At 39.9% G+C, this 25,516-nt stretch carries 37 protein-coding genes and 1 pseudogene; 7 read left to right on the forward strand and 31 right to left on the reverse strand.

What is annotated here, in order from left to right; genetic code table 11:
• Nucleotides 1-113 precede the first annotated feature (113 nt).
• The 4 genes and pseudogenes from WKT12_RS03040 (at nt 114) to WKT12_RS03055 (ending at nt 1,571) form a co-directional block, all read left to right on the forward strand.
• Nucleotides 114-395 (forward strand): Imm17 family immunity protein, encoded by a 282-nt coding sequence (locus tag WKT12_RS03040; RefSeq protein WP_004295257.1) that lies wholly within the window; start codon nt 114-116, stop codon nt 393-395.
• A gap of 4 nt (nt 396-399) precedes the next feature.
• The gene (locus WKT12_RS03045; RefSeq protein ID WP_004295258.1) at nt 400-795 is read left to right on the forward strand and encodes a hypothetical protein; all 396 of its coding nucleotides are present in this window, start codon (nt 400-402) and stop codon (nt 793-795) included.
• Nucleotides 792-1,184: a hypothetical protein gene (locus tag WKT12_RS03050; protein ID WP_008763921.1), complete on the forward strand. Its 393-nt coding sequence runs from the start codon at nt 792-794 to the stop codon at nt 1,182-1,184. The genes WKT12_RS03045 and WKT12_RS03050 overlap by 4 nt, the downstream gene beginning before the upstream one ends.
• 8 nt (nt 1,185-1,192) lie before the next feature.
• Nucleotides 1,193-1,571, forward strand: a pseudogene (locus WKT12_RS03055) (hypothetical protein).
• A gap of 28 nt (nt 1,572-1,599) precedes the next feature.
• Here WKT12_RS03055 and WKT12_RS03060 read toward each other — a convergent pair.
• The 31 genes from WKT12_RS03060 to WKT12_RS03210 all read right to left on the reverse strand — a co-directional run bounded on the left by WKT12_RS03060 (nt 1,600) and on the right by WKT12_RS03210 (nt 21,270).
• Nucleotides 1,600-2,190: a DUF4948 family protein gene (locus WKT12_RS03060; RefSeq protein WP_004295259.1), complete on the reverse strand. Its 591-nt coding sequence runs from the start codon at nt 2,188-2,190 to the stop codon at nt 1,600-1,602.
• A 24-nt stretch (nt 2,191-2,214) separates the two neighbouring features.
• On the reverse strand, nt 2,215-3,165 hold the full coding sequence (locus tag WKT12_RS03065) for a hypothetical protein (RefSeq protein WP_007662662.1): 951 nt from the start codon (nt 3,163-3,165) through the stop codon (nt 2,215-2,217).
• 59 nt (nt 3,166-3,224) lie between these two features.
• Nucleotides 3,225-3,593 carry an Imm44 family immunity protein gene (locus WKT12_RS03070; RefSeq protein ID WP_004295261.1) on the reverse strand — a complete coding sequence of 123 codons (369 nt, stop codon included), beginning with the start codon at nt 3,591-3,593 and terminating at the stop codon, nt 3,225-3,227.
• A gap of 77 nt (nt 3,594-3,670) precedes the next feature.
• Complete coding sequence (locus WKT12_RS03075; RefSeq protein ID WP_130066060.1) at nt 3,671-4,666, reverse strand: SMI1/KNR4 family protein; 996 nt, start codon at nt 4,664-4,666, stop codon at nt 3,671-3,673.
• Between the two features lie 73 nt (nt 4,667-4,739).
• Entirely contained in the window at nt 4,740-5,204 is a 465-nt protein-coding gene (locus tag WKT12_RS03080; protein WP_004295263.1) for an Imm21 family immunity protein, read from the reverse strand.
• A 40-nt stretch (nt 5,205-5,244) separates the two neighbouring features.
• On the reverse strand, nt 5,245-5,757 hold the full coding sequence (locus WKT12_RS03085; RefSeq protein WP_008763874.1) for an ankyrin repeat domain-containing protein: 513 nt from the start codon (nt 5,755-5,757) through the stop codon (nt 5,245-5,247).
• 73 nt (nt 5,758-5,830) lie between these two features.
• Nucleotides 5,831-6,283: a DUF4265 domain-containing protein gene (locus WKT12_RS03090; RefSeq protein WP_016212891.1), complete on the reverse strand. Its 453-nt coding sequence runs from the start codon at nt 6,281-6,283 to the stop codon at nt 5,831-5,833.
• A gap of 53 nt (nt 6,284-6,336) precedes the next feature.
• Nucleotides 6,337-6,948, reverse strand: coding sequence for a hypothetical protein (locus WKT12_RS03095; RefSeq protein WP_008620122.1), 612 nt, complete (start codon nt 6,946-6,948; stop codon nt 6,337-6,339).
• A gap of 65 nt (nt 6,949-7,013) precedes the next feature.
• Complete coding sequence (locus tag WKT12_RS03100) at nt 7,014-7,577, reverse strand: hypothetical protein (protein WP_004295267.1); 564 nt, start codon at nt 7,575-7,577, stop codon at nt 7,014-7,016.
• A 77-nt stretch (nt 7,578-7,654) separates the two neighbouring features.
• On the reverse strand, nt 7,655-8,548 hold the full coding sequence (locus WKT12_RS03105) for an immunity 22 family protein (protein ID WP_004319190.1): 894 nt from the start codon (nt 8,546-8,548) through the stop codon (nt 7,655-7,657).
• A gap of 51 nt (nt 8,549-8,599) precedes the next feature.
• Nucleotides 8,600-9,091 (reverse strand): Imm9 family immunity protein, encoded by a 492-nt coding sequence (gene imm9, locus WKT12_RS03110; protein WP_008620116.1) that lies wholly within the window; start codon nt 9,089-9,091, stop codon nt 8,600-8,602.
• 77 nt (nt 9,092-9,168) lie between these two features.
• A complete protein-coding gene (locus WKT12_RS03115) occupies nt 9,169-10,074 on the reverse strand; it encodes an immunity 22 family protein (protein WP_009017660.1) in 906 nt (301 codons plus the stop codon).
• Between the two features lie 82 nt (nt 10,075-10,156).
• A complete protein-coding gene (locus WKT12_RS03120; RefSeq protein WP_044299313.1) occupies nt 10,157-10,708 on the reverse strand; it encodes a hypothetical protein in 552 nt (183 codons plus the stop codon).
• 81 nt (nt 10,709-10,789) lie between these two features.
• Entirely contained in the window at nt 10,790-11,224 is a 435-nt protein-coding gene (locus WKT12_RS03125; RefSeq protein WP_008620114.1) for a hypothetical protein, read from the reverse strand.
• Between the two features lie 79 nt (nt 11,225-11,303).
• Nucleotides 11,304-11,657: a DUF7716 domain-containing protein gene (locus tag WKT12_RS03130; protein WP_032581402.1), complete on the reverse strand. Its 354-nt coding sequence runs from the start codon at nt 11,655-11,657 to the stop codon at nt 11,304-11,306.
• A gap of 77 nt (nt 11,658-11,734) precedes the next feature.
• Nucleotides 11,735-12,115: a hypothetical protein gene (locus WKT12_RS03135; protein WP_039969500.1), complete on the reverse strand. Its 381-nt coding sequence runs from the start codon at nt 12,113-12,115 to the stop codon at nt 11,735-11,737.
• A 63-nt stretch (nt 12,116-12,178) separates the two neighbouring features.
• A complete protein-coding gene (locus WKT12_RS03140; protein WP_117740394.1) occupies nt 12,179-12,553 on the reverse strand; it encodes a DUF2185 domain-containing protein in 375 nt (124 codons plus the stop codon).
• Nucleotides 12,554-12,632: 79 nt separating this feature from the next.
• The gene (locus WKT12_RS03145) at nt 12,633-13,631 is read right to left on the reverse strand and encodes an SMI1/KNR4 family protein (protein WP_117508531.1); all 999 of its coding nucleotides are present in this window, start codon (nt 13,629-13,631) and stop codon (nt 12,633-12,635) included.
• A gap of 38 nt (nt 13,632-13,669) precedes the next feature.
• Nucleotides 13,670-14,296, reverse strand: coding sequence for an SMI1/KNR4 family protein (locus tag WKT12_RS03150; protein WP_032851662.1), 627 nt, complete (start codon nt 14,294-14,296; stop codon nt 13,670-13,672).
• A 64-nt stretch (nt 14,297-14,360) separates the two neighbouring features.
• Nucleotides 14,361-15,443, reverse strand: a complete 1,083-nt coding sequence (locus WKT12_RS03155) for a hypothetical protein (RefSeq protein ID WP_118413797.1) — start codon at nt 15,441-15,443, stop codon at nt 14,361-14,363.
• 72 nt (nt 15,444-15,515) lie between these two features.
• The gene (locus WKT12_RS03160) at nt 15,516-15,869 is read right to left on the reverse strand and encodes an immunity 51 family protein (RefSeq protein ID WP_143869359.1); all 354 of its coding nucleotides are present in this window, start codon (nt 15,867-15,869) and stop codon (nt 15,516-15,518) included.
• Nucleotides 15,859-16,206, reverse strand: a complete 348-nt coding sequence (locus tag WKT12_RS03165) for a hypothetical protein (protein WP_143869358.1) — start codon at nt 16,204-16,206, stop codon at nt 15,859-15,861. The genes WKT12_RS03160 and WKT12_RS03165 overlap by 11 nt, the downstream gene beginning before the upstream one ends.
• A 168-nt stretch (nt 16,207-16,374) precedes the next feature.
• Nucleotides 16,375-16,605 (reverse strand): hypothetical protein, encoded by a 231-nt coding sequence (locus WKT12_RS03170; RefSeq protein WP_230317707.1) that lies wholly within the window; start codon nt 16,603-16,605, stop codon nt 16,375-16,377.
• Nucleotides 16,606-16,690: 85 nt separating this feature from the next.
• Nucleotides 16,691-17,287 (reverse strand): SMI1/KNR4 family protein, encoded by a 597-nt coding sequence (locus WKT12_RS03175; protein WP_004303810.1) that lies wholly within the window; start codon nt 17,285-17,287, stop codon nt 16,691-16,693.
• A gap of 78 nt (nt 17,288-17,365) precedes the next feature.
• On the reverse strand, nt 17,366-17,947 hold the full coding sequence (locus WKT12_RS03180; RefSeq protein WP_016662389.1) for a DUF4274 domain-containing protein: 582 nt from the start codon (nt 17,945-17,947) through the stop codon (nt 17,366-17,368).
• A 50-nt stretch (nt 17,948-17,997) separates the two neighbouring features.
• Nucleotides 17,998-18,477, reverse strand: coding sequence for a hypothetical protein (locus WKT12_RS03185; protein ID WP_270245307.1), 480 nt, complete (start codon nt 18,475-18,477; stop codon nt 17,998-18,000).
• Nucleotides 18,478-18,563: 86 nt separating this feature from the next.
• Nucleotides 18,564-18,788 (reverse strand): hypothetical protein, encoded by a 225-nt coding sequence (locus WKT12_RS03190; RefSeq protein WP_029427360.1) that lies wholly within the window; start codon nt 18,786-18,788, stop codon nt 18,564-18,566.
• 66 nt (nt 18,789-18,854) lie between these two features.
• Nucleotides 18,855-19,313, reverse strand: coding sequence for an NTF2 fold immunity protein (locus WKT12_RS03195; protein ID WP_117795615.1), 459 nt, complete (start codon nt 19,311-19,313; stop codon nt 18,855-18,857).
• Nucleotides 19,314-19,390: 77 nt separating this feature from the next.
• On the reverse strand, nt 19,391-19,741 hold the full coding sequence (locus tag WKT12_RS03200) for an immunity 51 family protein (protein WP_074784353.1): 351 nt from the start codon (nt 19,739-19,741) through the stop codon (nt 19,391-19,393).
• Nucleotides 19,731-20,081, reverse strand: coding sequence for a hypothetical protein (locus tag WKT12_RS03205; RefSeq protein ID WP_074784350.1), 351 nt, complete (start codon nt 20,079-20,081; stop codon nt 19,731-19,733). Before WKT12_RS03205 ends, WKT12_RS03200 begins: the two co-directional genes overlap by 11 nt.
• A 70-nt stretch (nt 20,082-20,151) precedes the next feature.
• Nucleotides 20,152-21,270: a tyrosine-type recombinase/integrase gene (locus tag WKT12_RS03210; protein WP_007565622.1), complete on the reverse strand. Its 1,119-nt coding sequence runs from the start codon at nt 21,268-21,270 to the stop codon at nt 20,152-20,154.
• 312 nt (nt 21,271-21,582) lie between these two features.
• On the opposite strand from WKT12_RS03210, the gene WKT12_RS03215 reads away from it, so the two are divergent.
• The 3 genes from WKT12_RS03215 to WKT12_RS03225 are packed head-to-tail and all read left to right on the forward strand — an operon-like array spanning nt 21,583 to nt 25,374.
• A complete protein-coding gene (locus WKT12_RS03215; RefSeq protein WP_007558960.1) occupies nt 21,583-23,040 on the forward strand; it encodes a DUF3945 domain-containing protein in 1,458 nt (485 codons plus the stop codon).
• A gap of 3 nt (nt 23,041-23,043) precedes the next feature.
• Entirely contained in the window at nt 23,044-23,259 is a 216-nt protein-coding gene (locus tag WKT12_RS03220) for a hypothetical protein (protein ID WP_004319199.1), read from the forward strand.
• 15 nt (nt 23,260-23,274) lie between these two features.
• Nucleotides 23,275-25,374, forward strand: a complete 2,100-nt coding sequence (locus tag WKT12_RS03225) for a type IA DNA topoisomerase (protein ID WP_117742206.1) — start codon at nt 23,275-23,277, stop codon at nt 25,372-25,374.
• Nucleotides 25,375-25,516 lie beyond the last annotated feature (142 nt).

Here is a 25,516-nt window from a genome sequence, read left to right on the forward strand (position 1 = left end):
CGGGGGCTGTTTCCTGGTTTTATAACCGTACAGCCGGTGTTTTGGAGCATAAAGTAGTGATTATGTGAACAGAAAACATTATTTTTGTGTTCGGAATCCTTTTAATTATAAGTATGACAGTTGCCGATATATACGAAGCAATGAACAGCAAGGCGGAAGCGTTTTTCGAGTGGTTGCAGGCTCACCCGAAATACGGGTTGCTGTTTGGTGTCGGGTTGCTTGCCCTATGGCTTGCAGGGTTGCTGTTCCGTTGGAAATGGGCATGTGAGTGGCAGTTTCATGGAAAGCTATGGTTCTTTGATGATTGCAAACCCGAAACACGCCGCAGGGTTCAGATTGTGTTGGTCAGCGTTCTGATTATACTTATATTGGTTGGTTTCTTTGTATGGAGATAACGGTATGGAAAAGGACAATCGCAAATACCGGATCTGCTTCATCGACTATATGTGGTATGTAGCCGAGATATGGCACGAAAGGGAGCGTACCAATCTCAACGGACGTATGCTACTGTTTTGGTGCTGGCTCTTCGTCCTACTCATACCGCTTGGTTTTCCACCGATATTGCGCCTTTTCGGCTGGATGATTGGTTTGGCCATAGTGATTCCTCTCTGCTTTCTTCCCGATTTATTCTGCAAGCTACGCTATACAGCCGGACGGCGTGAAGCGCTCCGTGAACATTACGGGAAGATGAAACATCCCGGCAGGAAGCTCGCCAAAATAGTTCTTATCGCTATCGCCCTGATCGTGGCAAATGTAGCGCTGATGTTCCACCTCGGATTTATACATTGGGCATGATGAAACGGCAGGAGAATAAGCAACGGTTTTATCTCTGGGATTACCTCTGGTGGGTCGGAGAGCGGTTGCACGAATACCACCTTCGCATCACAGGAGAGAGTATGCTGTTTATGTATTTCAATTTTTTGTTGTATGTTCCGGTCATGTCGTTGCTTGCGTTTGCGAGGGTTTACCATACGTTTCAGCAATGTATGTGGGGTGTCTATTTAGTCCTTGCACTGGTGTATGTGATATGGGGTGAAAAGCTTTACGGAGTCCGCAGGCGCAAAGCCGTCATGAGCCACTATGCTGATAGAAGATTCAAGCCTGCAACAGGTTTTCTCCTTTTCTTCCTGCCAGTAATGTTTTTTGTGGCTATGATTATCACAATCGTTTCATTGATGAAATAAATAACGGCATGAAGAATAACGGCAGACAACGGTTCTATCTCTGGGACTACCTCTGGTGGATGGGGGAGAAATGGAAGCAGGCAAGACGAACAGGCAGGGTCGATGGCGAAATGATGCTCTCGATTTATATCTTCGCTCTTTTGATATTCCCTATGATGACTGTTACTATCCGGCTTTTTCCAGGTGTGTCGGCATTGTTGCCATGTGTCTTTTAGCATTGTCACATTTGCCGTTATGTCGCTCGTCAGCAGGATTTACAAATGGCGAGGCAAAGCAGTGATGTCTCACTATGCCAAGTGCAGGTTTAACGAACTCCTTGCGGTTCTGTTATTTTTCCTTGCGATGGCCATTATCTGCTTTATGATGTATCTTCTTGACAAAAAGTGATACATACTTTGATACGGACTCCGGGCCGTTATATCGAATGGTCTAACTCGATGTACCAGTTTCCCTTGATGGGCTTGTAAAGCGTGGTGTCGTTGTACGTCCTGCGGTAGATCTCGTTCAGGTCGCCATGTTCGGTGATACGGATATTCCGACGGCTTCTCAATCCGGGATCGTAAACGAAACTCTTGGACGTTCCGGCATCCACGATGCCGTGGGAGTAGTACGGCATAACGAGGCTCACATATACCGAATCTGCCGTTCCCCATTCCCTGCGATCAACAAGGATAAAACCGCATCCAATCTCTGATAACAGGGAGTCGAGTAGGATTCGCTCCGGCTTCAACAGTCCATATACCGGGATGTCTTGTTCATCATTCGTTTCATGGGATGTATCGCTTTGCTCCATTGAATCAAGTATAATAACCTCTTCCGGAGAAAGCGGCGGGTAGTGAAAACTACCTTCTGAACTCTCTGCCATGATTTCGTACACCTTACGGAACGCCACCTCATGCGTGGTGAAATGGCGTATCATTTCCTCGTCCGACGGCGGCATGGGAGGCTCTCCGCAGCTTACGGCAAGCAGGATTACAAATAACAGGATTATGACTGGTGTTCTCATTTTCTAATGTTTAATGTTCTGTGGCTAACCAATCTTGTTTAGGGAGTTGAGCCATTTGTTAATAGCATCCAATCTGTTATTCTGTTTAATGGTATCTTCATTTCTACATAATTTGATTTGCCGAATAACAGAGTTCTGCATAATTGAATCGGATTTGAAAAGCAGTTCTAAAACGGCTTCATAACATTTGGAATATCTGGACAATTCATCCAATATATTTGCGTCTTTTAGAATATACAGGTTGAAATTGTACACAAATGACTTGTAACTGAAAATCTCCGACTGTAATGCTGCTGCATCAAGACAAGTATAAAACAATTCCTTATCGTGCTGATATAGCCACATATAATCAGATGGGTTCAGGTTGTAGTGCAATAAAGTTTCCGAACGGACAAATGGAAGCCCCGTATTTGAGCCTACCAGATAACGGTATGTCTCATTGACTATTGACTCAACTATTTCAATGGATTCTGATTGTTTGTCCGATTCCCGTATTTCTGTAAATGTATCGGCAATAAGAACTTCCACATCCTGCGATTTGTAATATATACCGTTTTTTTGCCAGCGGAATCTACGGATATATTCTTCAGAAGTCGGACAACAGAACAGTAAAGTATTTAACAATCGGTTCAGATATATTCGCTTATCTGGAATATGACAACGGTGTAACCCTATTATGGAGCCATAAGCGTATAGCTTTCCAAACTCGTTTTCCTCCGAATTTGAATTTTTAGGCATGTAATACAACCGCACAATATTGGAAATGAAATAATATATATCAAGATATTTCAATGTATCAGCCGATTCTCCATATTTGTTAAGTAAATGCCGCTCCAGTTTCTCGCCATACCATAAGTAGCCATCGGGATTTATTTGAAACAACCGATGAAACTTAGGTCTTGATAATGAAAAGTTCTTGTTTCTACTTTTCATTCGTTCCAGTAAGGCGACAATAATTCTATTCGTTATATCCATAGCTGTAATGTTCAATAGCGTTCCGCTTTAAGCAGTAGTGCTGTTTGTTACTAACGAATTCATTCATTAATTGATGCTTTCATTTTTTCTACAATTACATCAATATATTGTTGTGGAATGTTTTTATTTTTATAGTTCTCAATAGCATCAAGAATACTTTGTTTCAATATCTCAACACATTGAGAATCATTTGCTGTTTCAAATTTATCAAATGGGAGTAGAATTTCCAATTCTATCCGATTACGTTTTTTCGAATATCGACTTAATGGATTTGTAGTAAATCCTTTTAAGCAGAATACATAGAAACTTAGTTCATTAATATATGAAATATCACATAGACAATCCATATATTCTATTACAGAGTTTCTTGCTTTACGAAACTTATCAGAAATACTATGTTCCAATTCACCTCCAATAAAAACTTTCATACAAATTTGTTATCGTTAGTAATGTTCGGCGGATAATCATCATTAAAGGAGATTGATCCGCTTGTTATCTGCCCGCTTTATTCCTCTTCTTCGATGAAATGATTTATAAAGTAATTGAATGACTGGGCGATGTAACGAGTATTTGTTTCAAAGTTGTATTCTCTTGAAGCGTTTTCGTCCCACTCGTCAGTCACGTAATAGTAAATCTTTTTATTCTTCAAGTTCAACGCATAATAGTTTCCACCCGAATCCATAGCAAAAGGCAACAGATTGCATGGCATTAAATTCCTACTCCATATATCTTTGGCTATGACTTCAATTGTTTCAAAAGCATTGGTGCGTTCCTTTATCGGAAAGAACGCATTTATCTCCACCCGATCCAAATCCTCGTCCTGCGGTTGATAACAATATGGTGATGGCATACCACCGTTGAACTTGAGGTAAAAGTTCTTCATGCCTGCCGGAATCTTTACATTCAACTCAACCTCAAAATTCTTTATATCTTCTTTTGTTAGCGAAGCCGAACAGTCCGAAAGTTCAGGCATTACACCTGCTGTCTCCGTTTGTCCCTCTTCGATTTCTTCTATTGCTGGAATTGCTTTGTGCCCGTCCAAAACAACGAGATTGTCAAAGAAATCATCTATTGAATTTGCAACAAGTCGTGGCTCTCCAAAATTGAAGATTACATCTTGCATCCCCACAATAGGGTAAAGATAGATCTTTCCATTAACCAAGTCTATGGTAATCCGACCTTCATCGGTAGATTCCATAGCAAAAATAAGAATGCTATCAGATATAGCTCCTGCTTTTCTTAACTCTAATGTTTCGCCTTCTGCCGTATATCTGGGGTCATTCTTAAAATCCTTGTTATATTTGAATGGGAAGAAATCTTCAATTTCCACCTCTTGATATTTATTTATGCTTGCGATCTGTTTCGTAGAACCTCCATTATATTGTAAATAGAACTCTTTCAGTCTTTCCGGCAAGGCATAACCCAATTTACTCTCTATTTCTTCAAAATCTTTGAGAGTAAGACTTTTTTGGCAATTTTCTAATTCTATTTTCATATTCATTCTTTTTATGGGCAGATAATGTTTGGTGGCTAACCGACCTTTAAGGGGAGGTTGAGCCGCTTGTTAATCGTCTTTATTGGATTGAATGTATTATTAAAGATACTTCGTCTTTTTGATAAAGATAAGTTTTTATTATACAAGATGTTTTTTGTAATGATAAAAAAACTTTAACCGACGCTTCACAATAGGGAGACAAAGAATCAAATAGGACTAATTCAGTAGAATCCCATTTTACTTCAACTTCTTCTATCGGTTCTGCCCCAGTTACTATATCATTCTCCAGAAGTTTTTCCACCGTTAGATAATCGGGAGCATACTTCCAACGAATTATTAAAATTGCTCCATCTTTATTTACTATGCGTGTAGCCATCGGTTCATCTCCCATTACCAATAAGACATGATTGTCTATATAGATTTTCCCCAAGTAATCTGTTACGCTACATATAGCATTGTAGTTTTCTTGACCCTTCCATTGATGGGCATATTGTTGCTCAACAATGACAAATGGGCTTCCTGATGTTTCAATCCAATTATTCATATTTTTCTCAGCGATTAATGTTTGGCAGCGTGCCGCTTGTTCAGTCGGTTTGCTGTTTGTTATCGTTGTTAAAGAATCTTCTTACATCATAATTTGCGATAGTTCTTGCCAATGATTTAGGAGATACTCCATAGTTATTTTTTATATCGGGATTAGCCCCATTTTTCAAAAGTTGTTCGATAAAGAAGCCATCTCCACGGTATCGCATAACGGCTTCCCATAAAGGAGTATTCCCATTTACATTTTGTATATCCAAATCTGCATTGCTATTCAGGAGTATTTCAAAAATATCTTGTAGCTGACACTGAACAGAAAGATATAATGCAGTCCGTCCGTCTTTTCTTTTATCATTTATATCCAATCCTTTTTTTATAAATTCGGATATAATCACACCTGCTGGATGTACAATACTATCATAGTTCATTATATAATAATGAAGTAGATTACTGCCATATTTGTCTTTACTTTTTATGTCATAATCTATTAGAGTCTGCATGAACTTATTTGAGTTATCACTCAATAATTCAAGTTTCATATCTTCTATTGTTTTCATTTTTTTTATTCTAATGTTGACAACGATAATGTTCGGCAGCGTTCCGCTTATTCAGTCGATCTGCTGTTTGTTATCAACTTATATTTTGTCTGACAACACCATGTTCATAAGCCAAACTATCACATTCTTTTTGCATATTGGTCAGAACATCTTCGACCACTTTTAAGGAAACTTCTTGTGGTACATTTATGGATACGAATGAAGAGAGATTAGAAATCTCTACCTTGCATCCCATATCAAGTAGTTTGTCTCTGACCATCTGCATACGTTTATCGTTAAAATGTACCCTCAATGTGCTATTTCCAGAGGGATTCACTATGGATTGAAAATGATATTCGCCATCTTCTTCTGTAACACATATCTCATCCCCCAAACTGATTCCATAGGTATAGAATGGCACATTATCGACAATATAGGTATCATTACTTGCCTTTTTGCACCACAAACCTTCAATAGAAAATGGTGGATAGCCATCTTCATCTTGTTCCAAGTGGAATAGCACTTTTATATGTTTGTCTTTTTTCATTTTATTCATTAATAAGTTGATAATGTTCGGCGGATAATCTCTCTTACGGAGATTTATCCATTTGTTACCGATGTGCCATTTATTTCTATTTCTTTAAATTTTAAAAACTCATTTGCCTTATACAAATGAAGTAATTGCATTTTCATATTTTCATTGACAATGTTTTTATAAAAACCGTATTTATTCCACCCTTTTAAAAAGAACCCATCTACAGATGAAGGTATTTTAGACATATCTAACACAAGTGTACTCATGCATTCAAATTCTTCTCGTTTGGAATGAATATTGTCAACACAATCAATTACTTCATTAAAAATAATTGCCATATAATCAAGTGGGAAATCTCCATGTACTGAAACCCTTTTTAAAGAAATTCCTTTTATGGAGGACAATTCGTTTATATTCAATATATCTTCTCTGACAAGAAACAAATGGCTGACTTCAGCAAATTCTGGCATTCTTATTTGCCCAAATTCAGATATACTTTTAGCGATTAGCCCCTTACCTTTGATAAGAGCTTTTATCTGATACCTTTCCGATGAAGATGAATCTATAATTCTTTGAAAATTAATTTCTTTATCTTCATATATAAACTCCCACGAATATGTAATACATTTCTTCCATATTCGATTTTCTCCATTCAAGTATATTTTATACCATTTCATATTGTCATTGTTAATCGGTAATGTTTGGTGGCTAACTAACCTTTATAGGAATGTTCAGCCGCTTGTTATAATAAGTTTCCAATATCAAAGCCTAATTCTTTTAATACATTTGTTTGTTCTTTTTGGTATTCCAAAGTTCCACTATGGATAAAATCTTTATTTACAATATAGCTATTGGGGAAATCCTTGTAATACCTCATTAGAAAGTCTGGTATAATTTCATAAGTATTAAAACAAAATAAAATCTTACCGGATTTTACTAATCTAATAAACTCCTCTTTACTTTCACATTGATAAAGGTTCCCATCTTCATGAAAAACTCTACATTGATCAAGAAATAATTTCATGTTGAAATTAGCAAAATTAGCTAAATATTGAGGGCGTTGCCACCGTGCAATATCTGTACAGTTTGGAGATGATACGACTTTTTCCCATATACCTCGTTTTATAGGAAAAGAGTTACAGCTAAAATAGAGACGATAATGGGTTTGAGCAAATGTCTCTTCATTCAGTTCGCCTTCTAATGATGAAAAAACGCCATAACAGTCGTTTGTCAAAAGTCTTACATAATACAATTCACCACTTCGACCATTAATTTTATAAATTGCCCCCAACTCATATTTTGCCATAATGCTTTGATTTTTATTTATTATAATGTCCAGTGGATAATCGACCTTTAAGGGAAATTATCCGTTTGTTAGTCGCTTTATTCTGCAATATAAGTTTCCAAATATTGAATACCGTTGTAACTGTCTAATTCATCCACAAATTTTTTAGGTGTTTCATATGAATCATAATTTTTCTTCTTAATAAAGATTTTCTGATTCCTTTTGTTGTCCTTGAAACCATTGGGTATATAGCACACAATACAATTTGATGGCTTTATGTGGTATTCATCAATATCGGACTCAATATACCAGTCAAGGACAAGTTTGTTATCAATCATCATTCTAACAAGATTAAAAGGATTTTCGGGTTCATCCTTAATTTCCACAGTTAGAAATTCTGGATAGTAATACTTTATATTAATGTCTTTACAGAACTGACAGCGATGTTCCGGATTTGGGCGTTTCTTTGTACGACTTTCTTTGTAATCTCGTATTTCTTTCATGTATTCATCTTGATTGAAATACTCCATAAATTCTTCCCGACTTTTATCGGTTGTGCCAATCCAAATCATATATTCTAATCCAGCATTAGACCCTTGTACACCTTCAGGCGACAGTTCAAACTCAAACGTACCAAGATAAGTCATGGTTGTGGCATTCTCTGCCTTCTTAGGAGATATACCCTCACGACAATTATAGCAGATAACAGCATTTGCCATTGTAATATTTTTATCAGCCATCGACAGACTTATCTTTTGGGTATCAGCAGGAATAAGGTTAAGTAATCCTGCCAAGCCGTCAGATGTGAATTTCATAATAAGAAAATCCTCATCATAGTTCATTACACCAAGCTCCTTACAGAACTGGCAACGAAGTTCCTTATTGTCTTCATCATAATCTTTCCACCATTGACGGAAAGCCGATTGATCCATATATTTCTCAACGTCAGCTTCGGAATCGAATTGACCGACCCATATCATTATCTTACTCATTTTCTTTTTTTATTTTTCAAGCGACTAATGGTTTGCAGCGTTCCGCCTTATTCAGTCGGTAGTGCTGTTTGTTATAAACTCTTTTTTCTTTATTCTTTTGCCGTTACATGTAAAGCCATAAGTAAAAGCTGCATCTATGGTTTGTTTTGCACTCTCAAGAATATAATGATACAAATTATCATATTTACTAAAGCATGGAGAAAGAATGTAGAAGTTTTTAATATTTAAAGGAATATAAATCCCCGTCATATCGGATATTCCATAGCGTGCTTCCTCCAAATTTGGTACTGGTATGGAAATAGATATTTCAAACTCTTTATTAGATGGGAAACGTTTTGCCCGTTTGAAAATCCCAATCCCCCCATTAGTATTTCGAAGATTTATCTGTATGAGAAGTTTCCAATCTCCCAAATCATCTAAGTTGATTTGGTTATTGTAATCTTCCATATAACCATTCAACTCTCGGTAAATTGAGCGCAGTAAGTCCAATTCTCCAAGTTCAGGGATTTCACTACTTATTAAAACTGCATATTGATTATTCATACATTCATCCTTATATCCAGAGTTTATAATGTTTGGCAGCGTTCCGCTTTTTAGTCGGTTTGCTGTTTGTTAGTCGCTTATTCCCATTCAAATGTTGATAAGTAACGAAGACCATTATAGTCCGCAATCTCTTCAACATATTTTTTAGGTATGCCAAGATGACCTTTCATGTTTTCTTTAAGAATAAAAACTTTTTGGTTTTTCTTTTTATCTCTAAAACCATTCGGGATATAGCAGAAAGTACAATTATTTGAGGCATTATTAAGGCCATTTCTATTTAATGATTTTTCAACCCAACAATCAAGTACATTATTGTCTATTATAACTGATTGAATTAATTGAACAGAATTCATTGTACATGTTTTGTCAATTTTAATTCTTAAAAACTCTGGATAATAGAATTTTATACCTAAGTCTTTACAGAACTGACAACGATGTTCGGGATTGGGACGCTTTTTGCTCTGACCGGATTCATACGCTTCCAACTCCTTGAGGTATTGCTCTTGATTAAAATACTCCATAAATTCGGTTTCATTTTTATCGGTATGCCCAATCCATGTCATATATTTCAAACCGGCAGTCGAGGCTGTTGTACCAGTCGGATTAAGTTCAAAAATAAAAGAGCCCAAGAAGGATACCGATACGGTATTCGTCGCTTTCTGCAATGATATACCCTCATGGCTATTATACATGATTGCCGCATTTGCGACAGTTATTTTTTTCGCTCTTAGTATTTCCTTGATTTTATCTGTGTCTGCCGGAATAACATTCAACAGATTCTCAAGTCCTTCAGAAGAATATTTCATAATAAGAGAATCTTCGTCATAGTCCATTACACCAAGCTCTTTACAGAACTGGCAACGAAGTTCCTTATTGTCTTCATCGTATTCTTTCCACCATTGACGGAAAGCCGATTGATCCATATATTTCTCAAAGTCAGCTTCGGAATCGAATTGACCGACCCATATCATTATCTTGCTCATTTTCTTTTTTTATTTTTCAAGCGACTAATGGTTTGCAGCTTGCCGCCGTTAGGCGGAACAGGTGCATGTTACCGATATATTTTTACGAACATTGCCAAAATCCTGCGATTATTTCATTGGTTGTACAGCGCTTATACAAATACAAAGCTCCATATCCGAAAGGATAACTGCCAATAGTAACATCTTCACTATATCCGTCCTCGTCTATTGATAAGAAAAAAGAAAAACCATGTTTCTCTAATTCTTTATAATAGCTTTCTTCATCTTGGATAAGGGAAGGTTCACCACCTATTTTTACAAGTATATTTTCACTATCCTTATCTTCTGAATATTCACTGATAGAACACATGTCTAAGCTGGCGTTTCGCTTTTCTGCACAATTGCCAATTTCGGAAAATTCATGTTCTATTACTTTGACTGCTATTGAGGGATATATGTTGTTGTCAATAAGAGTGTCATAATCTTGGTGAATGATGATAGAAAGCATGATGTTCTCCTTTTCAGGATGTACCAGTGTTGCATAGAATTTATAATCGCAAGGGATTTGTCCTTCTATACATTTAGGTGGATTGCCACCAATCCTGCCTTTTACATTCTTATCGAATGGAATACATTTGGCATATCGTTCGTTCATATTTTCTTTGTTTTTATTATTATCGGTAATGTTTGGCAGCGTTCCGCTTATTCAGTCGGCTTGCTGTTTGTTAGCAATCGTTTAAGAAAGCAACATGAAATGCCATTCTTTTGGATAATCTTTATTTATCATATTGAACAGCAACTTTACATTATTGGAATGCTGTTTTGTCAATATGGAGTATATATATTCATGACAGGCGCAGCAGGCTCGTTCTTTATTAGAGGCAACACAATGAAAAGAATCATCTGTATTTTCCTCTACACAAAACCAGTTCCATCCATAGTGCTTTTGGATAGTGTTTCCTAACAGGGAACCTAACTCATAAGCTCTATCAGTAATTTCCTCGTCATCTGAACTTTCAAAATTATTGAGATAGTTCTTTATGCCATCAAGGATGACAGAGGATTCAGCACTTTCCTGCAAGCCAATAAGGACTAAGCCTTTAGCTGCAAGCTGATCTATTTCAATTCGTTCGTCCTCGTTAATTGGACGGTATTCTTTAATTTCACTCATTGTTTTATATTTATTTCGTTGATTGCTAATGTTTGGCAGCGTTCCGCTTATTCAGTCGGTTTGCTGTTTGTTAGCATCATCAGAAATCCATAAACGTATCATTTTCCATATAATAGTTCAACGCATCAATATAGTCATTAATTGATGCAGTTTCTTTTTGATCAAATACGGACATCAATACATCTTCAAATTGTTGCCCGTAGTAAAATAAATCCAAAGACTTATCTCTTACAAAATCTGGATATACTTCCTCATCATTATCATCTATCGTAGGATATAGTTCCAAATAGCATAATTGATTCAATTGGGCTGTACCCTCATTGGAGTATAAGCAATAGTTAGAGTCAGTGAAGCCATTATTAGCTATATTTTTAGAAACTATTTCGATAATTTCTTGTAAACGATATGGTTTTCTTAATTCTAATTCTTTCATAATTTCAATTTTATATGATGCTAATGTTCGGTGGATAATCGCCCTTTCAAGAGCGATTGATACGCTTGTTATACACGTTATTTTTTATTAGATTTCTTATAATGGATATATAGTTCCCCAGAGGAAGTTAATAATCCATTACTTATAGCATTGATTAATGTTTCAAAATTTTCAATACAATCCAAATCATCACACTCTGCTCCATACCACATATATATTTCTTCATTTTGAATCCATTGAAGAACTTTGAATAATTCTGTTTGGTTGATAGATATTCCATTACCTATACTTTTCTGCGCACAGACACACAGACTATCAAAATTGGGAATAGTATATATCCCATCAGTACAATTTGTATGAAAAAGAACTTTTGCATATTCTTTAAAATACAAATTATTTTCTATTCCAAAGAATAGATTATTAGGCTTTTTATATGTGAATAGTATCATTTGGCTCATGACGTGTATAATGTTCGGCGGATAATCGACCTTTAAGGGAGATTAATCCGCATGTTACCAGCATTATTCTTCTAAAGATTCCAAAGATTCTTCTTGAAACATTCCATTTTCATCTCTGCCGTATGCGGTACCGTATGGAGCGTGAAGAAGCGGTATAATATCTGGCGAGTAATTACAAATTGTATTTAGACTATAAATGTCTAAATTTTCAGGATTATTTGCATACTCATCATCCTCATCACCAGCAAAAAATCTCCATCCGCTGTCATACTCGCCAAAAGGACTTTCACCATCTGGGATTTCTCGATACATATATCCTACGGGAAGACCATCGACTGTTATTCTATCGCTTGCAAAACATCCTCCTGCTTCATTCCAATCTGTAAGGAGATCTTTTATGTTATTTGCTGGTATAAAAAATTTCTTTTCCTTTTTCATTTTATTTTTCTTTTTTGCTGGTAATGTTCGGTGGATAATCATCATTAAAGGAGATTGATCCGCTTGTTATCTGCCCGCTTTATTCCTCTTCTTCGATGAAATGATTTATAAAGTAATTGAATGACTGGGCGATGTAACGAGTATTTGTTTCAAAGTTGTATTCTCTTGAAGCGTTTTCGTCCCACTCGTCAGTCACGTAATAGTAAATCTTTTTATTCTTCAAGTTCAACGCATAATAGTTTCCACCCGAATCCATAGCAAAAGGCAACAGATTGCATGGCATTAAATTCCTACTCCATATATCTTTGGCTATGACTTCAATTGTTTCAAAAGCATTGGTGCGTTCCTTTATCGGAAAGAACGCATTTATCTCCACCCGATCCAAATCCTCGTCCTGCGGTTGAAAACAATATGGTGATGGCATACCACCGTTGAACTTGAGGTAAAAGTTCTTCATGCCTGCCGGAATCTTTACATTCAACTCAACCTCAAAATTCTTTATATCTTCTTTTGTTAGCGAAGCCGAACAGTCCGAAAGTTCAGGCATTACACCTTCTATTTCTATAATCTCCGTTTGTTGTTCCTCTTCGATTTTTGGGAAAGCAACGAGATTATTGAAAAAATCATCTATTGAATCCGCTATCAATTGAGGTTCATCAAAAATAAATGCATCGCTATTTTTTACAAAACCAATAATTTTATAAAAATATACAGCTCTGTTTTTTATATTGATTGCAATTACACCAATATTTCTCAAATTGTTATGTCCACTGGCAAATAGCAGAATATTGTCAGAAATCGAATTAGAACTACGATGCTCCAAGGTTTCTCCTTCAACAGTATGAAAAAGAGCATTTTTAAAACTCTTATTATATTTGAACGGTTGGAAAATTCTAATTTCCACTTCGTAATATTTGTTTATGGAGATGGTTTGCTGTTTAGGTTCTCCTCCATTATATTGCAAATAGAACTCTTTCAGTCTTTCCGGCAAAACATGACCCAACTTGCTCTCAACTTCTTCAAAATCTTTGAGAGTAAGACTTTTTTGACAATTTTCTAATTCTATCTTCATATTCATTCTTTTTATGGGCAGATAATGTTTGTCAGCGTTCTGCTTTAAGCGGTAGTGCTGTTTGTTAGTGATTCATTTATGTTCTCAATTTCCATATCAAGAAAGGTTACATACCATTCTATAAATGATATTCTTTGCCCATCTTTTAATTTCGGTACAAGTCCACTATAATCAGCTCGTCCATCAAACCAAATATGTCCTTTTTCATTTCCATTCACCACCAATAGAAATGTACATCCATGTCCGAAATGACTTATTTGCAGACAGCCTGCAATATGTGCGGTACTAATATACGCATTAACAATTTCCGTTTCCGGGTATCCCTCGTTCCAATTAAAGGAGGTTATCCATTCTTCATTCCAACTATCTTGATATGGGAATTTTTCATTCAAGGAAATATTAGGTTTGTCTCTTAATTTGAAATCAACAATAGCTTTATCAAGAGGCAATAATCCATATCCCGGTCCAAAACCTCCATTTCCTATTTCAGAAATAAAAGTTCTGTAATCATCAGGAAGAGTTATACAATGTTTATGCTCAAACTCCTTAATATCTTCTTCAGATAGACAAGGATTATAAGATACCTCTTGTTCCTTTACTCCAAAAGATGCAAATTCTTTATGGCGTCTTATGAAAGCCAATTTTTCTAATATTTCCTTTTTTTGATTCATAATCACTAATGTCCGGTGGATAATCAATTTTTCGGAGAGATTTATCCGCTTGTTACCCACGTATTTATTCTTTATTTTTTCGATTTATATGTATATCGCTTATTTCTGCTTTTCCTCCAAAACAGAGTAATTCTTCCACATTCAGATTATCCAACACTGCATATACAGATTCTTTTGTCATACTTTTAACGCTTAACATCTTTACTTTTCTCAATTTTGGAGCATTTACAAGGCTTGTAATATCAACCAACTTATTTAACGTATCAATACAGACTTCAGCTAAGTTGTTTAGATTGGCTAAGTTGGGTATCTTAGTAATATTAGCTAACCAAATCAATTCGAGTTTTTCAAGTCCTGTGAGTGTACTGACGAATGAAATATCATCCAATTTGGATATTCTAAAAAGTTTCAGTTGGCGCAAAGTTCTAAAATCACTCAAAACAGTCAAGTCTATTTTTGAACTGTCACACCACAGAATAGACAAGTCCTTGATAAGCATTTGTTTTAAGAAAGACAAATCCTTATTTTTGACAGCTCTTAATTCTAACTTTCTCAACTGACTTAAACCTACGATAGCTTCAAGATTCTTATCTAATTTCCCAAGGAATAAGGATTGGAGATTTTTCAAGCGCAAAAGCCATTGGCAATCAAACACAGGCTTTCCACTCTTCAAATCCGCATCTATATGTAAATGTTCCAACTGGCTTGGCAAAGTATTGACAAAAGAAAAATCCCTTAAATCATAAATATCTAATGTCAATGATTTTAGATTTGACAAACTTGAAAGAATAGATAAGCCAGTATTCTTATATTCAAAATCGCCTATTACGATATTTTGTACATCAGGAACAAATCGCAGGAAATCCAGATTCCAACCATTGAAATCATCTCCATATCCAAATTTTTTGTCAGCCCCTCCATATACACGAAAAGAAATATCAGGACGTAATATAAATAAGCGATTCAATTTTTCGAGAACAGTATTAGGAATATAATCGCTTATTTGAACTCTCTTGATAAGTTTTTCCTCGCTTATTTGATGAATTATGGATTCAGTTACATCTTCAGCCATGTAACCATCTTCGGGATGTCTTGGAATTCTTCCAAAACTGCGAGGAGTAAATATTTCAATTTGTGTTCTAAACATATCTTTACTACGTGGGTAATGGTTTGCAGCTTGCCGCCATTAGGCGGCACAGGTGTTTGTTAGCATCGTTTCTTAATCAAGTTCAGCACGAGAAAACAAATCCATAATCAATACATGGTTTTCACACGCTTCCTTGAATTGTAGAATAAAGCTTTTCAATGCCTCTTTATCTTTTGAGTAGGCACAAAACATACTACCTTCAGAATCAAAATCAATTTTATCCGATAATTCTGGTACTTGTTCTTCCACAAAGACACGAGCTAAGGACTCCCAGTCATAGCCGTTCCCCTCAAAGCCCTCGTCCTCTCTTGCTTCGAAGATTTCAGCTTTGTATTCTCCAACATTCAGACATACTGAATATGTCGATCCATGCTCGACCCAAAAGAAAGGTTGAATTATTTTTTGTTCAAAATTATTAGTGTCCATATTGTTCTAATTCTTTAAAAAGTTCATCTCCATTTGCTTTAATACCCTCTCTGAATTTGACAGGAATTTTATTGCCGCAGCGTTCAAACCAATCGTTGAAAACTTTCTTCCATTCCTGAACTTTCTCTTTTTTGATACTCAAATTTGCATCAATTGGAAATCTTTTTGCAAGCATAATTAGTATTTCAATGTGTGCTAAAAGAGCTTGTGTTGGTTTGTTGGCTGTTTTCAACCATTCTGCATTTTCTTCAATTTGTTTTATAGCCAAATTAAAGTAGCGTGCATTTGCCATATCAGCCATTTCATTACCATCGGGTGCAGTACTAAATATTTTCATTTTTTATTTGTTTTAAGTTTTACATCCAGATTATACTTTCTAAAATCATTAGTACCCATATTGTTCTAACTCTTTAAATAGTTCATCACCATTGGCTTTTATACCGTTCCTGAATTTGGCAGGAATTTTATTACCAACACGCTCAAACCAATCGTTGAAAACTTTTTTTCATTCTTTTACTTTGTCTTTCTCGATTAATAGATTTGCATCTACGGAATATTTTCTCGTTATAGTTAATAACAAATCTATATTTGCTAATAATGGTTGAGCGATTTCATCGTTTTTCCTCATCCAATCACAAACATCTTCAATCTGAGAAATAGAGAATTTTATATATTCTACTCCTACAAATTGTGCATTATCATTGCCATCTGGTGCTGTACTAAATATCTTTTTCATTACATTTCAATTTATTCTTCGATGCTAATGTTTGGCAGCGTTCCGCTTTTAGTCGGTTTGCTGTTTGTTATCGTCACCATTTTGTTTATTTAAATTTCCTGTCATACAATTTATATTCTGATGTTCCTTGACTTTGTAAGTACTGGTCCATTTCAATGTCATTTATAATAAGTTTTTGAGGGTTAAGAAACCAATCATTATTATCTATATAAATAGCCTTTTTGTCAATGGTTAATGTTGATTCTACTTGTTGCAGAAACTTATTCATGAATATTTTGAAAGAAGATGCAACAAGATACACATGCTCTGGTTCGTTTGTTGAATAGTAACCGATATAATGATTTCCGGAGCTGTCCACTTTATCAAGATAGCCAAAGTTTTCGCCACTGCTTGTTCCGCATATACCCCAAAAACGCATAGCCAAAGAACAGTCTAAAAACCATAATTCTCTCATGTTATCATAGATGTTCATTCCCAAATTATGGTTCTTTAATCCCAAGAAACAATAATCTAATATTGAAGCACCATTTGTCTTCAATAAAAAATCGACATATTGTCTGTCAATCTCTCCTGTAATTTTCCCTATATGTTTTAATATAATTTTAGGATCAAAATTACGATACAATTTTATGTATGGAGATAATTTTGACAGTTCTTCTATATGTGCAATTATTTCATCCATCTTACTTCATTTTTTTTATGACGATAATGGGTTGCAGCTTGCCACCGTTAGGTGGAATAGGTGCTTGTTATCAACATATTATTCATCTACTAAATCAGCCAAACGATCCATTGCAGGTTGCAAGTCTTCAGGGATACCTTCTTCCCAAGAAGGCACATCCAATGCAATACCATCTAAAGCAGTAAACATTTCTTGGGGAATGGGAATCTTAAATTCCGAAGGATTCAAACTTGCAGTCCAGTCATATCCATCTTGATACGAATCATGACAAGGATTGAAAGCGTAGCGTTGGTTCCTGTAAAATCCTGCTGTGTAATTCTGTTCAATTGTTTGGATGATGTCATAATCTTCAAGATACCAACTATGAGTATTTTCACATTCCTCACGGTTTACAAACTGTTTGCTGAAATCTGGAGCCATCCGCCAATAAAGTAGCAGGCATGTTCCTTTGTCTGTATCGGGCTGCTCGACAATCCATTGGATAACTTTCTTAGGATTATCAAAATTCCAGCTTAGAGCCAGCATTTGGCGAATTTCTGAATCATGTTTCTTTAAGTAATCAATGATGAGTTCAGCACTCAGTTCATCGTAAACGTCTTCATCAATACGTTTATCACCCCAATCGTAATTTTCGTCTAAAAGTTTGTTTATAAAGTCCATAATTGTAATTTATTAATTTGTTGATAATGTCCGGCAGCGTTCCGCCTTGTTCAGTCGGTTTGCTGTTTGTTATCGACCTTCTTTTCTAAATATTCAATTTTCCATTCTCTTGCTTTTTCGTTAGGTACATTGCATAATTCATATATTTCATACCATCCATCTTTACCCATTTCAACAAAACTGCAATCATAACCGGTATAGAGTTCCTTTGCATAATCTTCAGTTGAATTGAAATGTTCAAAAGAAAGAAAATTAAACGTTTCTTTTCGCCACTGATTATGATTGTATTCATCAATAATAAAATTCAATGGCTTATTCCCATAATTCATTTCTACATATTTATCAAGTGATACGAAGTATAACAAGATATGTAGTGAACCATTTATTCTAATGACATCAATACCATTATTGCCTAAATATTGATTATGGACTTTTCTTATACACTTATGCAAGTCATTGATTAAAATATTAGATTCAACCAACAACTCAAAAGTTATATTGCTATTTATGTCCTTTATTTTAATAATCATTTTGTTTTTTAGGTCGATAATGTCTGGCAGCTAATCGACCTTTATGGGCGATTGAGGTGCATGTTACTGATACATTCTTTTAATTCTTATATCCTTTCTAATTCATATAAAACTTCTTTCAGTAAGTCATATTCTTTATTATTCAAATCTCCATGCGCTAATAATCCGCAAAGATTAGAATATATCTTATCATAGATTTGTGGATCAGCATCATTCTGGAAGGAATGTATTAGTTTCTTATAAAACTCATTCCTACTTTCCGATAGCTCTGTCATTTGCTCCAATTTTCTAATAAGTTCTTTCGTATTCATTCTTATCGGTAATGTCTGGCGGATAATCGACCTTCGGGGAGATTAATCCGCTTGTTAGTGGTCTATTTATAGAATAATATTGCGCCATGAACCATTGAACCAGCGTTCTTTCGCATTGTCTATTCTCCAAAGACCTTTTTTGCGGACTAAAACAAATAAATATTTTGCATCAAAATCATTCTCTGTTTTGAAATAGACTTCTGCACGGTTACTATTTTTGAACACAACATTAGCTTCAATGCATTTTTCTATTCCGTCAAATTTAGTTGGACAACCGAAAGAACCGGCTCGTCCACCGTAGACTCTCTTCTTGTCTGAACAATAAGCCGTAAAGACGGGTAAGTATTTCTGTTCGTACTCTTCAAACAAATCAGATGTTGATATTCCGCCGGCTTCTTGTTTCAAGAATATCTCCGTTTCTATCCGATTCATGGTACTGGCATATCCCAATACCAAAGAAACTAAATATGACTTTAGTTCACTTTCGTTTCTAAATTCTGCTTGTTGAAGATTTATTTGTTCCATATATTTCTTTTTTGTGACCACTAATGGTTTGCAGCTTGCCGCCATTAGGCGGCACAGGTGTTTGTTAGCATCGTTTCTTAATCAAGTTCAGCACGAAAAAACAAATCCATAATCAATACATGGTTTTCACACGCTTCCTTGAATTGTAGAATAAAGCTTTTCAATGCCTCTTTATCTTTTGAGTAGGCACAAAACATACTACTTTCAGAATCAAAATCAATTTTATCCGATAATTCTGGTACTTGTTCTTCCACAAAGACACGAGCTAAGGACTCCCAGTCATAGCCGTTCCCCTCAAAGCCCTCGTCCTCTCTTGCTTCGAAGATTTCAGCTTTGTATTCTCCAACATTCAGACATACTGAAGCTGTCGATTCATGATCAACCCAAAAGAAAGGTTGAATTTTCATTTCAAAATCTTTAGTGTCCATATTGTTCCAATTCTTTAAATAGTTCATCACCATTGGCTTTTATACCGTCCCTGAATTTGGTAGGAATTTTATTTCCCACACGCTCAAACCAGTCATTAAACGTCTTTTTCCATTCTTGAACTTTGTCTTTTTTGATACTCAAATTTGCATCGATTGGAAATCTTTTTGCAAGCATAATTAGTATTTCAATGTGTGCTAAAAGAGCTTGTGTTGGTTTGTTGGCTGTTTTTAACCATTCTGCATTTTCTTCAATTTGTTTTATAGCCAAATTAAAGTAGCGTGCATTTGCCATATCGGCCATTTCATTACCATCTGGTGCTGTACTAAATATCTTTTTCATTACATTTCAATTTATTCTTCGATGCTAACGTTATACTATCAGCCGATTTGGCTGTTATTTTCTTTAAGTATCAGACCTCGTCTTCCTCCATCAACAGATCGTCCAACGGGCTTTTGATATTGCTTTTGAAAGTGTCGGCTATGTGGACATACCTTTCCGTTGTCTTGATGTTGTTATGTCCCATAAGCTCTTTCACAATCTTGATGTCGGTTCCTTGCTCCAGCAAGTGGGTGGCGAACGAATGGCGCAGCAGGTGCGGATAAATCCGTTTCGTGATTCCCGCTTCCCGGGCCGCTGCCTTCAGCCGTTTCGACACGATACTCTCGGTGAAAGGTTCGCCCGGTCTGTGTTCAAAAAGCCACACTTTCGGTTTGTATAGTCTGTTATATTCCGTCAGCTTTTTCATCAACGGTTTTGATAGCAGGGTGTAGCGGTCTTTTTTTCCTTTACCCTGCCGCACCCGTATCAGGGAGCGGGATTCGTTGATGTCGCCGGGTTTCAGTTCCAGCAGTTCGCTGATGCGCAATCCTGCGGAATAGAGTATGGAGAACATGCAGAAGAAGCGCAGGTCTGTCACCGTCGCGTCGAGTATCTTCTTTATTTCCTCCTTGCTCAACACGTCGGGCAGCGTCTTCTCCCGTTTGGCACGGTTCACCTTGTAACACCGCCGTTCCTGACCGAGAACTTTCTCGTAATAGAACTTGATGGCGTTGATACGCTGGTTTTGCTGGCAGGAGGATATGTTTTTCTCGTGGATGAGATACAGCAGGTAGTCGTTTATCTCGCCGGGGGTAACCGTTTCAATCTTACGCCCCTCGAAATGCTGTTGGAAATCGCGGAAATAGGAGGTATATACCCTTACGGTATGGTCACTGTAACGCACTTGCTGAAGTTTTTCCAGATAGCCTTCCGGCAGTGGCGGCCGTTTGTCTTCCTCTTTACGGGGGGCGGTTTCCTTGATGGCAGAATAGTCTATAAACGCCATTTTCACATAGCGGTCGAAGAACTCGGCAAGCACGAAATCTTCTGCCGGCAGATAAGCCCTGCCGCCGACAAGCAGTACGTTTTCTTCCTTCGACAGCGACAAGCGGATGTCATTGTCATTACCGAAAGTCACTTCGACAAATTCTCTCCCGTTTCTTATCACCGGAGAAAGTTTGATCTTGGTTTTTGGGGTATATATTTCCATGCCTCACGTTTTGTCGGATATTGAAACCCGTTTTCGCAAATTTATAAAAAAACACGGGTTATCCATGCGCTTTATTGACATTTAACAATAGATCCCGACTACCTGACAATAAGGTGAGGAGCCACGAAAATACCCTCTGCCAAATCCGTCCTTCCCGGCACTCCGTTTCTCCGATTTCCTCTGCCCTGCGCCACAAGCGGCCACTTCTGTGCCCGATGCTTCCATAGCCTTTCCAACTCTTTTACGTTCAGCCGGTTCCCCTTACTTTCGTTCCCGCATCGCTATTGGTGCTAACTAAAAACACTCGTAATTATGGACGAAAACGTAAAGAACGACGCTAAACAAGTCATGCTCGTTCAGAATGCCGACGACGGACGACTGCAAGCCGTTACCGGCGTGGATCGGGACGGCAATATCCAGACCGCCGACCCCACGGATCAGAATGTGGCGAGCCTGCTGAACGTGAACACGCAGGATTCAGCCCTCGAAGCCTTCTTCAAAAAGTTCATGGAACAGGCCCAGAACCCCGTCCACACGGGTATCTTCGTCATGACGGAGAATGCCCTGAACAAACTTATCCGCATCGACTTCGACCCGGAGATTCTGGAAAATTACCGTATCGACCCCTCCGAACGGCTTCAGACGCAGGAGCAGCGGCAGTTCGAGCCGCTGGACGTCACGAAGATAGACCTGGCGGATATGGAGAAGAAAGGTATCCGCATGGAGGACATCGAGCCGCACCTGAAAGCCATGTCTTACGGACATAAATCCAACGGGCTGGTGGAGATGAACCCCGAACTGGAGAACGGGATGCGTGTTTCCACCAAAGGGCGCGTGTCGCTCGAAGAGCAGGCGGACGGCTCGCTGCGCGTCGTGCCGCATTACTGGCAGGAACGGCCCGACCTCGACGCCCCCTTCCACGGGGTGCTGCTCGACGAGGAGGCGAAAACGAACCTGATGAACACCCGCCACGCCGGGAAAGTGATCGACCTGGAGCTGGAGCCGGGCAAGCTCACGCCCTGCTACGTGTCGATAGACAAATGGACGAACACGCTGGAACCCATGCCCGTTTCGTTACTCGAAAAACGTGCCCGCATCAAGGAGGCCGACCTCTCGGAAGGCAAGCAGATGGATTTCTACGGCGGCGGCAAGGTGTTGCTCGAAGGATATACCACCCGCGCGGGTTATAAGCGGGATGCCTATATCCAAATCGACGCGGCCGAACGTAACTATTCCTTTACCTACGACGGTTTGGATCGCAACCGCTACGCCCAGGAGAACAAGGAGATTTACCGTCAGAAGGCCGCCGAGAAAAACGGACGGCAGGAAACTACGGCCTCCGAACGACAGCCCACGCTCACGATTCACCGGACAATCCTCAAAGCCTCCGTGCCCAAAGAGGCTTATGACCAGTGGACGGAAGCGGTGAATGATCCCTCCAAGCGGGCGGATGTCAAGGCTTTCTACATCAAGGGCATGGTCAAGGACGGGCAGGGTGAGCCGTTCAACGCCTGGGTCAAGCCCAACTTCGAGCGTAACAAGATGGACTTCTTCCGCTGGAATCCCGACCGTGCGAAACGGCAGGGAGCGGAGGTCAAACCCGCCGTTGAAAGCCGTACCCAGGTCGCCGTCAATTCCGAGGGCAAGACCGTCGAAGCGGTCAAAGGTGTGAAAGAGCCGCTCAAGCAGGGACAGCAGGAAGCCACCCCGACGCAGAAGAAAAATTACCGCAGCAGCAAAAAGAGCAACTCCAAAGGTGTCAAGGTATAACGTATGAAATGGTTCTACATGCAGGCCGGAGCCATGCCGCTCCTGATCGCGGCGCTGGCCGCCTTGTACCTCCGGCCGGGTAAACGCAGCCCCCCGGAGGAGGCGGACGACGGACGGCAGTATTACGACGGGAACGGCAACCATGTCTATTACGACCGCCGGCTGATCGCCCGTCCGGAAAAAGAGAAAGAAGAAGAACTACAAGAAAACAACCACTGAAAAATCCGAATCATCATGCAAGTAATTATCGCAGAAAAGCCCTCGGTGGCGCGTGAGATCGCCGCCATCGTGGGAGCCACGAACCGTAAAGACGGTTTTATCGAGGGAAACGGCTACGCCGTAACCTGGGCCTTCGGCCACCTGGTCGGGCTGGCAATGCCCCAACAGTACGGCATCGCGGGTTTCCGCCGGGAAAACCTGCCTATCCTGCCATCATCGTTCATCCTCCTGCCCCGGCAGGTTCGGGAGGGTAAAGAGTATAAGGCCGACCCGGGTGTCGTGAAGCAGCTCGGTATTCTCCGGGAATTGTTCGGCATGGCCGAGCGCATCATCGTCGCGACCGACGCGGGGCGTGAAGGGGAGCTGATCTTCCGCTACATCTACTCTTACCTGGAATGCCGCACCCCTTTCGTGCGGTTATGGATCAGCAGCCTGACCGACCGGGCCATCCGCGAGGGGTTACAACACCTCCGCCCCGGCAACGAATACGACAACCTCTACCTCTCGGCCAAAGCCCGCAGCGAAGCCGACTGGATCGTCGGTATCAACGCCTCGCAAGCGCTTGCCGTGGCTGCCGGGCGGGGCGTCTGGTCGCTCGGACGGGTGCAGACCCCCACGCTGGCGATCATCTGCTCCCGTTACCTGGAGAACAAGGCGTTCAAGCCCGCCACCTATTTCCGGCTGAAGCTCTCCACGGCAAAGGAGGGCACGGAGTTCACCGTCCTCTCCACGGAGAAATTCGACGGCAGGGAGAAGGCGGAAGCAGCCCGCGCCGAGGTTATCGGCGCCCGAACGGTACGCGTCGTGAACGTGGAGCGCAAGGAGGCCAGGGAACAGCCGCCTCTCTTGTACGACCTGACGACACTCCAGAAAGAGGCCAACAGCCGGTATGGTTTTTCGGCAGAAAAAACGCTCGACATCGCCCAGTCGCTTTACGAGAAGAAGTTCATCACTTATCCCCGTACCGGCTCACGCTATATATCGGAAGATGTGGCCGAGGAGATTCCGGCACTCATCGGGAACATGACACGCTATCCCCGTTTCGCGGAATACGCGGGCAGGATGGATACCGCATCTCTCTCCCGCCGAAGCGTGGACAACGAAAAGATCGCCGACCACCACGCGCTGCTTCCCACCGAGAACCTCCCTTCCGAACTGGATGCCGACCACCGCATCATCTATGAGATGGTCGCGGGGCGGATGCTCGAAACCTTTTCCGGGGCCTGCGTGAAAGAAAACACTTCCCTTACCCTGCAAAGCGCGGGGCATGATTTCACGGCCCGCGGCAGTATCATGGTCAAGACGGGCTGGCGGGCCGTCCTGAATGAACCTGTCGAGGAGAAAGAGGAGGACATGACCCTCCTTCCCGACATCGTGCAAGACGACGAGCTGCCCGTCAAAGGATGCGTCACGGAACAGAAACAGACCCGGCCGCGCCCCCTTCACACGGAATCGAGTCTGCTGGCGGCGATGGAAACCGCCGGACGCGAACTGTCCGACGAGGCCGAACGCGAGGCGATGAAGGATGCCGGCATCGGCACGCCCGCCACCCGTGCCGCCATCATCGAAACGCTCTTTGCCCGCGAGTATGTCAGGCGAGAGAAAAAGTCGCTTGTACCCACGGACAAGGGACTGGCCGTGTATGCCGTGGTCAGGGACAAGAAGATCGCCGATGTCGCCATGACGGGCGGCTGGGAACTGGCCCTCTCGAAGATCGCCACCGGGGAGATGGACGCCCCGACGTTCCATCGCGGTATCGAGGTCTTCGCCTCGCAAATCGCCAAAGAACTGCTGGAAGCAAGAATCGACGGCGCGGAGAGTGACACAGCCTGCCCGCGTTGCGGCAGGCCCGTGGTGTTCTATCCCAAACTCGCCAAGTGTCAGAATCCCGATTGCGGCCTGACCGTATGGAGAACCGTGGCCCGCAAGGAGCTGACCGACAAGCAGCTCGCGGAACTGCTGACCAAAGGCAAAACCGGCACGATCCGGGGATTCGTCAAAAACGGCGGCGGGACGTTCGACGCGGCCCTCACGCTCGATGACCAGTTCAAGACCTCGTTCGTTTTCGAGCCGCGCGATACTCCCAGGCAGGGAAAGAGGAACAAACGGAAATAATCGTTACCTTTGCCACTGGAAAAGACCTGTCATAACGAGATACGCTTGTTTGATAAGGATTTTTTCAGTGGTCGGCGCTTCGGGTGGGAACCCGGGGCGCCTTTCTCTTCCCCGATTATCAACGACCACTAAAAATTCTTAT

This window comes from Phocaeicola sp. HCN-6420 (assembly GCF_037890145.1).
Taxonomy (GTDB): Bacteria; Bacteroidota; Bacteroidia; order Bacteroidales; family Bacteroidaceae; genus Phocaeicola.

Excerpts from the sequence above, each read along its gene's own strand:
- WKT12_RS03045 (WP_004295258.1), top strand. The coding sequence starts at position 400 with ATGGAAAAGGACAATCGCAAATACCGGATCTGCTTCATCGACTATATG.
- WKT12_RS03100 (WP_004295267.1), bottom strand. The coding sequence starts at position 7,577 with ATGGCAAAATATGAGTTGGGGGCAATTTATAAAATTAATGGTCGAAGT.
- WKT12_RS03170 (WP_230317707.1), bottom strand. The coding sequence starts at position 16,605 with ATGAAAAAGATATTTAGTACAGCACCAGATGGCAATGATAATGCACAA.
- WKT12_RS03040 (WP_004295257.1), top strand. The coding sequence starts at position 114 with ATGACAGTTGCCGATATATACGAAGCAATGAACAGCAAGGCGGAAGCG.
- WKT12_RS03085 (WP_008763874.1), bottom strand. The coding sequence starts at position 5,757 with ATGAAAACAATAGAAGATATGAAACTTGAATTATTGAGTGATAACTCA.
- WKT12_RS03185 (WP_270245307.1), bottom strand. The coding sequence starts at position 18,477 with ATGATTATTAAAATAAAGGACATAAATAGCAATATAACTTTTGAGTTG.
- WKT12_RS03060 (WP_004295259.1), bottom strand. The coding sequence starts at position 2,190 with ATGAGAACACCAGTCATAATCCTGTTATTTGTAATCCTGCTTGCCGTA.
- WKT12_RS03135 (WP_039969500.1), bottom strand. The coding sequence starts at position 12,115 with ATGAGCCAAATGATACTATTCACATATAAAAAGCCTAATAATCTATTC.
- WKT12_RS03175 (WP_004303810.1), bottom strand. The coding sequence starts at position 17,287 with ATGGATGAAATAATTGCACATATAGAAGAACTGTCAAAATTATCTCCA.
- WKT12_RS03080 (WP_004295263.1), bottom strand. The coding sequence starts at position 5,204 with ATGAATAATTGGATTGAAACATCAGGAAGCCCATTTGTCATTGTTGAG.
- WKT12_RS03090 (WP_016212891.1), bottom strand. The coding sequence starts at position 6,283 with ATGAAAAAAGACAAACATATAAAAGTGCTATTCCACTTGGAACAAGAT.
- WKT12_RS03200 (WP_074784353.1), bottom strand. The coding sequence starts at position 19,741 with ATGGACACTAAAGATTTTGAAATGAAAATTCAACCTTTCTTTTGGGTT.
- WKT12_RS03220 (WP_004319199.1), top strand. The coding sequence starts at position 23,044 with ATGAAATGGTTCTACATGCAGGCCGGAGCCATGCCGCTCCTGATCGCG.
- WKT12_RS03215 (WP_007558960.1), top strand. The coding sequence starts at position 21,583 with ATGGACGAAAACGTAAAGAACGACGCTAAACAAGTCATGCTCGTTCAG.
- WKT12_RS03210 (WP_007565622.1), bottom strand. The coding sequence starts at position 21,270 with ATGGAAATATATACCCCAAAAACCAAGATCAAACTTTCTCCGGTGATA.
- WKT12_RS03205 (WP_074784350.1), bottom strand. The coding sequence starts at position 20,081 with ATGAAAAAGATATTTAGTACAGCACCAGATGGTAATGAAATGGCCGAT.
- WKT12_RS03125 (WP_008620114.1), bottom strand. The coding sequence starts at position 11,224 with ATGAGTGAAATTAAAGAATACCGTCCAATTAACGAGGACGAACGAATT.
- WKT12_RS03165 (WP_143869358.1), bottom strand. The coding sequence starts at position 16,206 with ATGAAAATATTTAGTACTGCACCCGATGGTAATGAAATGGCTGATATG.
- WKT12_RS03160 (WP_143869359.1), bottom strand. The coding sequence starts at position 15,869 with ATGGACACTAATAATTTTGAACAAAAAATAATTCAACCTTTCTTTTGG.
- WKT12_RS03190 (WP_029427360.1), bottom strand. The coding sequence starts at position 18,788 with ATGAATACGAAAGAACTTATTAGAAAATTGGAGCAAATGACAGAGCTA.
- WKT12_RS03065 (WP_007662662.1), bottom strand. The coding sequence starts at position 3,165 with ATGGATATAACGAATAGAATTATTGTCGCCTTACTGGAACGAATGAAA.
- WKT12_RS03095 (WP_008620122.1), bottom strand. The coding sequence starts at position 6,948 with ATGAAATGGTATAAAATATACTTGAATGGAGAAAATCGAATATGGAAG.
- WKT12_RS03075 (WP_130066060.1), bottom strand. The coding sequence starts at position 4,666 with ATGAATATGAAAATAGAATTAGAAAATTGCCAAAAAAGTCTTACTCTC.
- WKT12_RS03195 (WP_117795615.1), bottom strand. The coding sequence starts at position 19,313 with ATGGAACAAATAAATCTTCAACAAGCAGAATTTAGAAACGAAAGTGAA.
- WKT12_RS03130 (WP_032581402.1), bottom strand. The coding sequence starts at position 11,657 with ATGAAAGAATTAGAATTAAGAAAACCATATCGTTTACAAGAAATTATC.
- WKT12_RS03145 (WP_117508531.1), bottom strand. The coding sequence starts at position 13,631 with ATGAATATGAAGATAGAATTAGAAAATTGTCAAAAAAGTCTTACTCTC.
- WKT12_RS03115 (WP_009017660.1), bottom strand. The coding sequence starts at position 10,074 with ATGAGCAAGATAATGATATGGGTCGGTCAATTCGATTCCGAAGCTGAC.
- imm9 (WP_008620116.1), bottom strand. The coding sequence starts at position 9,091 with ATGAATAATCAATATGCAGTTTTAATAAGTAGTGAAATCCCTGAACTT.
- WKT12_RS03150 (WP_032851662.1), bottom strand. The coding sequence starts at position 14,296 with ATGAATCAAAAAAAGGAAATATTAGAAAAATTGGCTTTCATAAGACGC.
- WKT12_RS03070 (WP_004295261.1), bottom strand. The coding sequence starts at position 3,593 with ATGAAAGTTTTTATTGGAGGTGAATTGGAACATAGTATTTCTGATAAG.
- WKT12_RS03180 (WP_016662389.1), bottom strand. The coding sequence starts at position 17,947 with ATGGACTTTATAAACAAACTTTTAGACGAAAATTACGATTGGGGTGAT.
- WKT12_RS03050 (WP_008763921.1), top strand. The coding sequence starts at position 792 with ATGATGAAACGGCAGGAGAATAAGCAACGGTTTTATCTCTGGGATTAC.
- WKT12_RS03155 (WP_118413797.1), bottom strand. The coding sequence starts at position 15,443 with ATGTTTAGAACACAAATTGAAATATTTACTCCTCGCAGTTTTGGAAGA.
- WKT12_RS03225 (WP_117742206.1), top strand. The coding sequence starts at position 23,275 with ATGCAAGTAATTATCGCAGAAAAGCCCTCGGTGGCGCGTGAGATCGCC.
- WKT12_RS03120 (WP_044299313.1), bottom strand. The coding sequence starts at position 10,708 with ATGAACGAACGATATGCCAAATGTATTCCATTCGATAAGAATGTAAAA.
- WKT12_RS03140 (WP_117740394.1), bottom strand. The coding sequence starts at position 12,553 with ATGAAAAAGGAAAAGAAATTTTTTATACCAGCAAATAACATAAAAGAT.
- WKT12_RS03105 (WP_004319190.1), bottom strand. The coding sequence starts at position 8,548 with ATGAGTAAGATAATGATATGGGTCGGTCAATTCGATTCCGAAGCTGAC.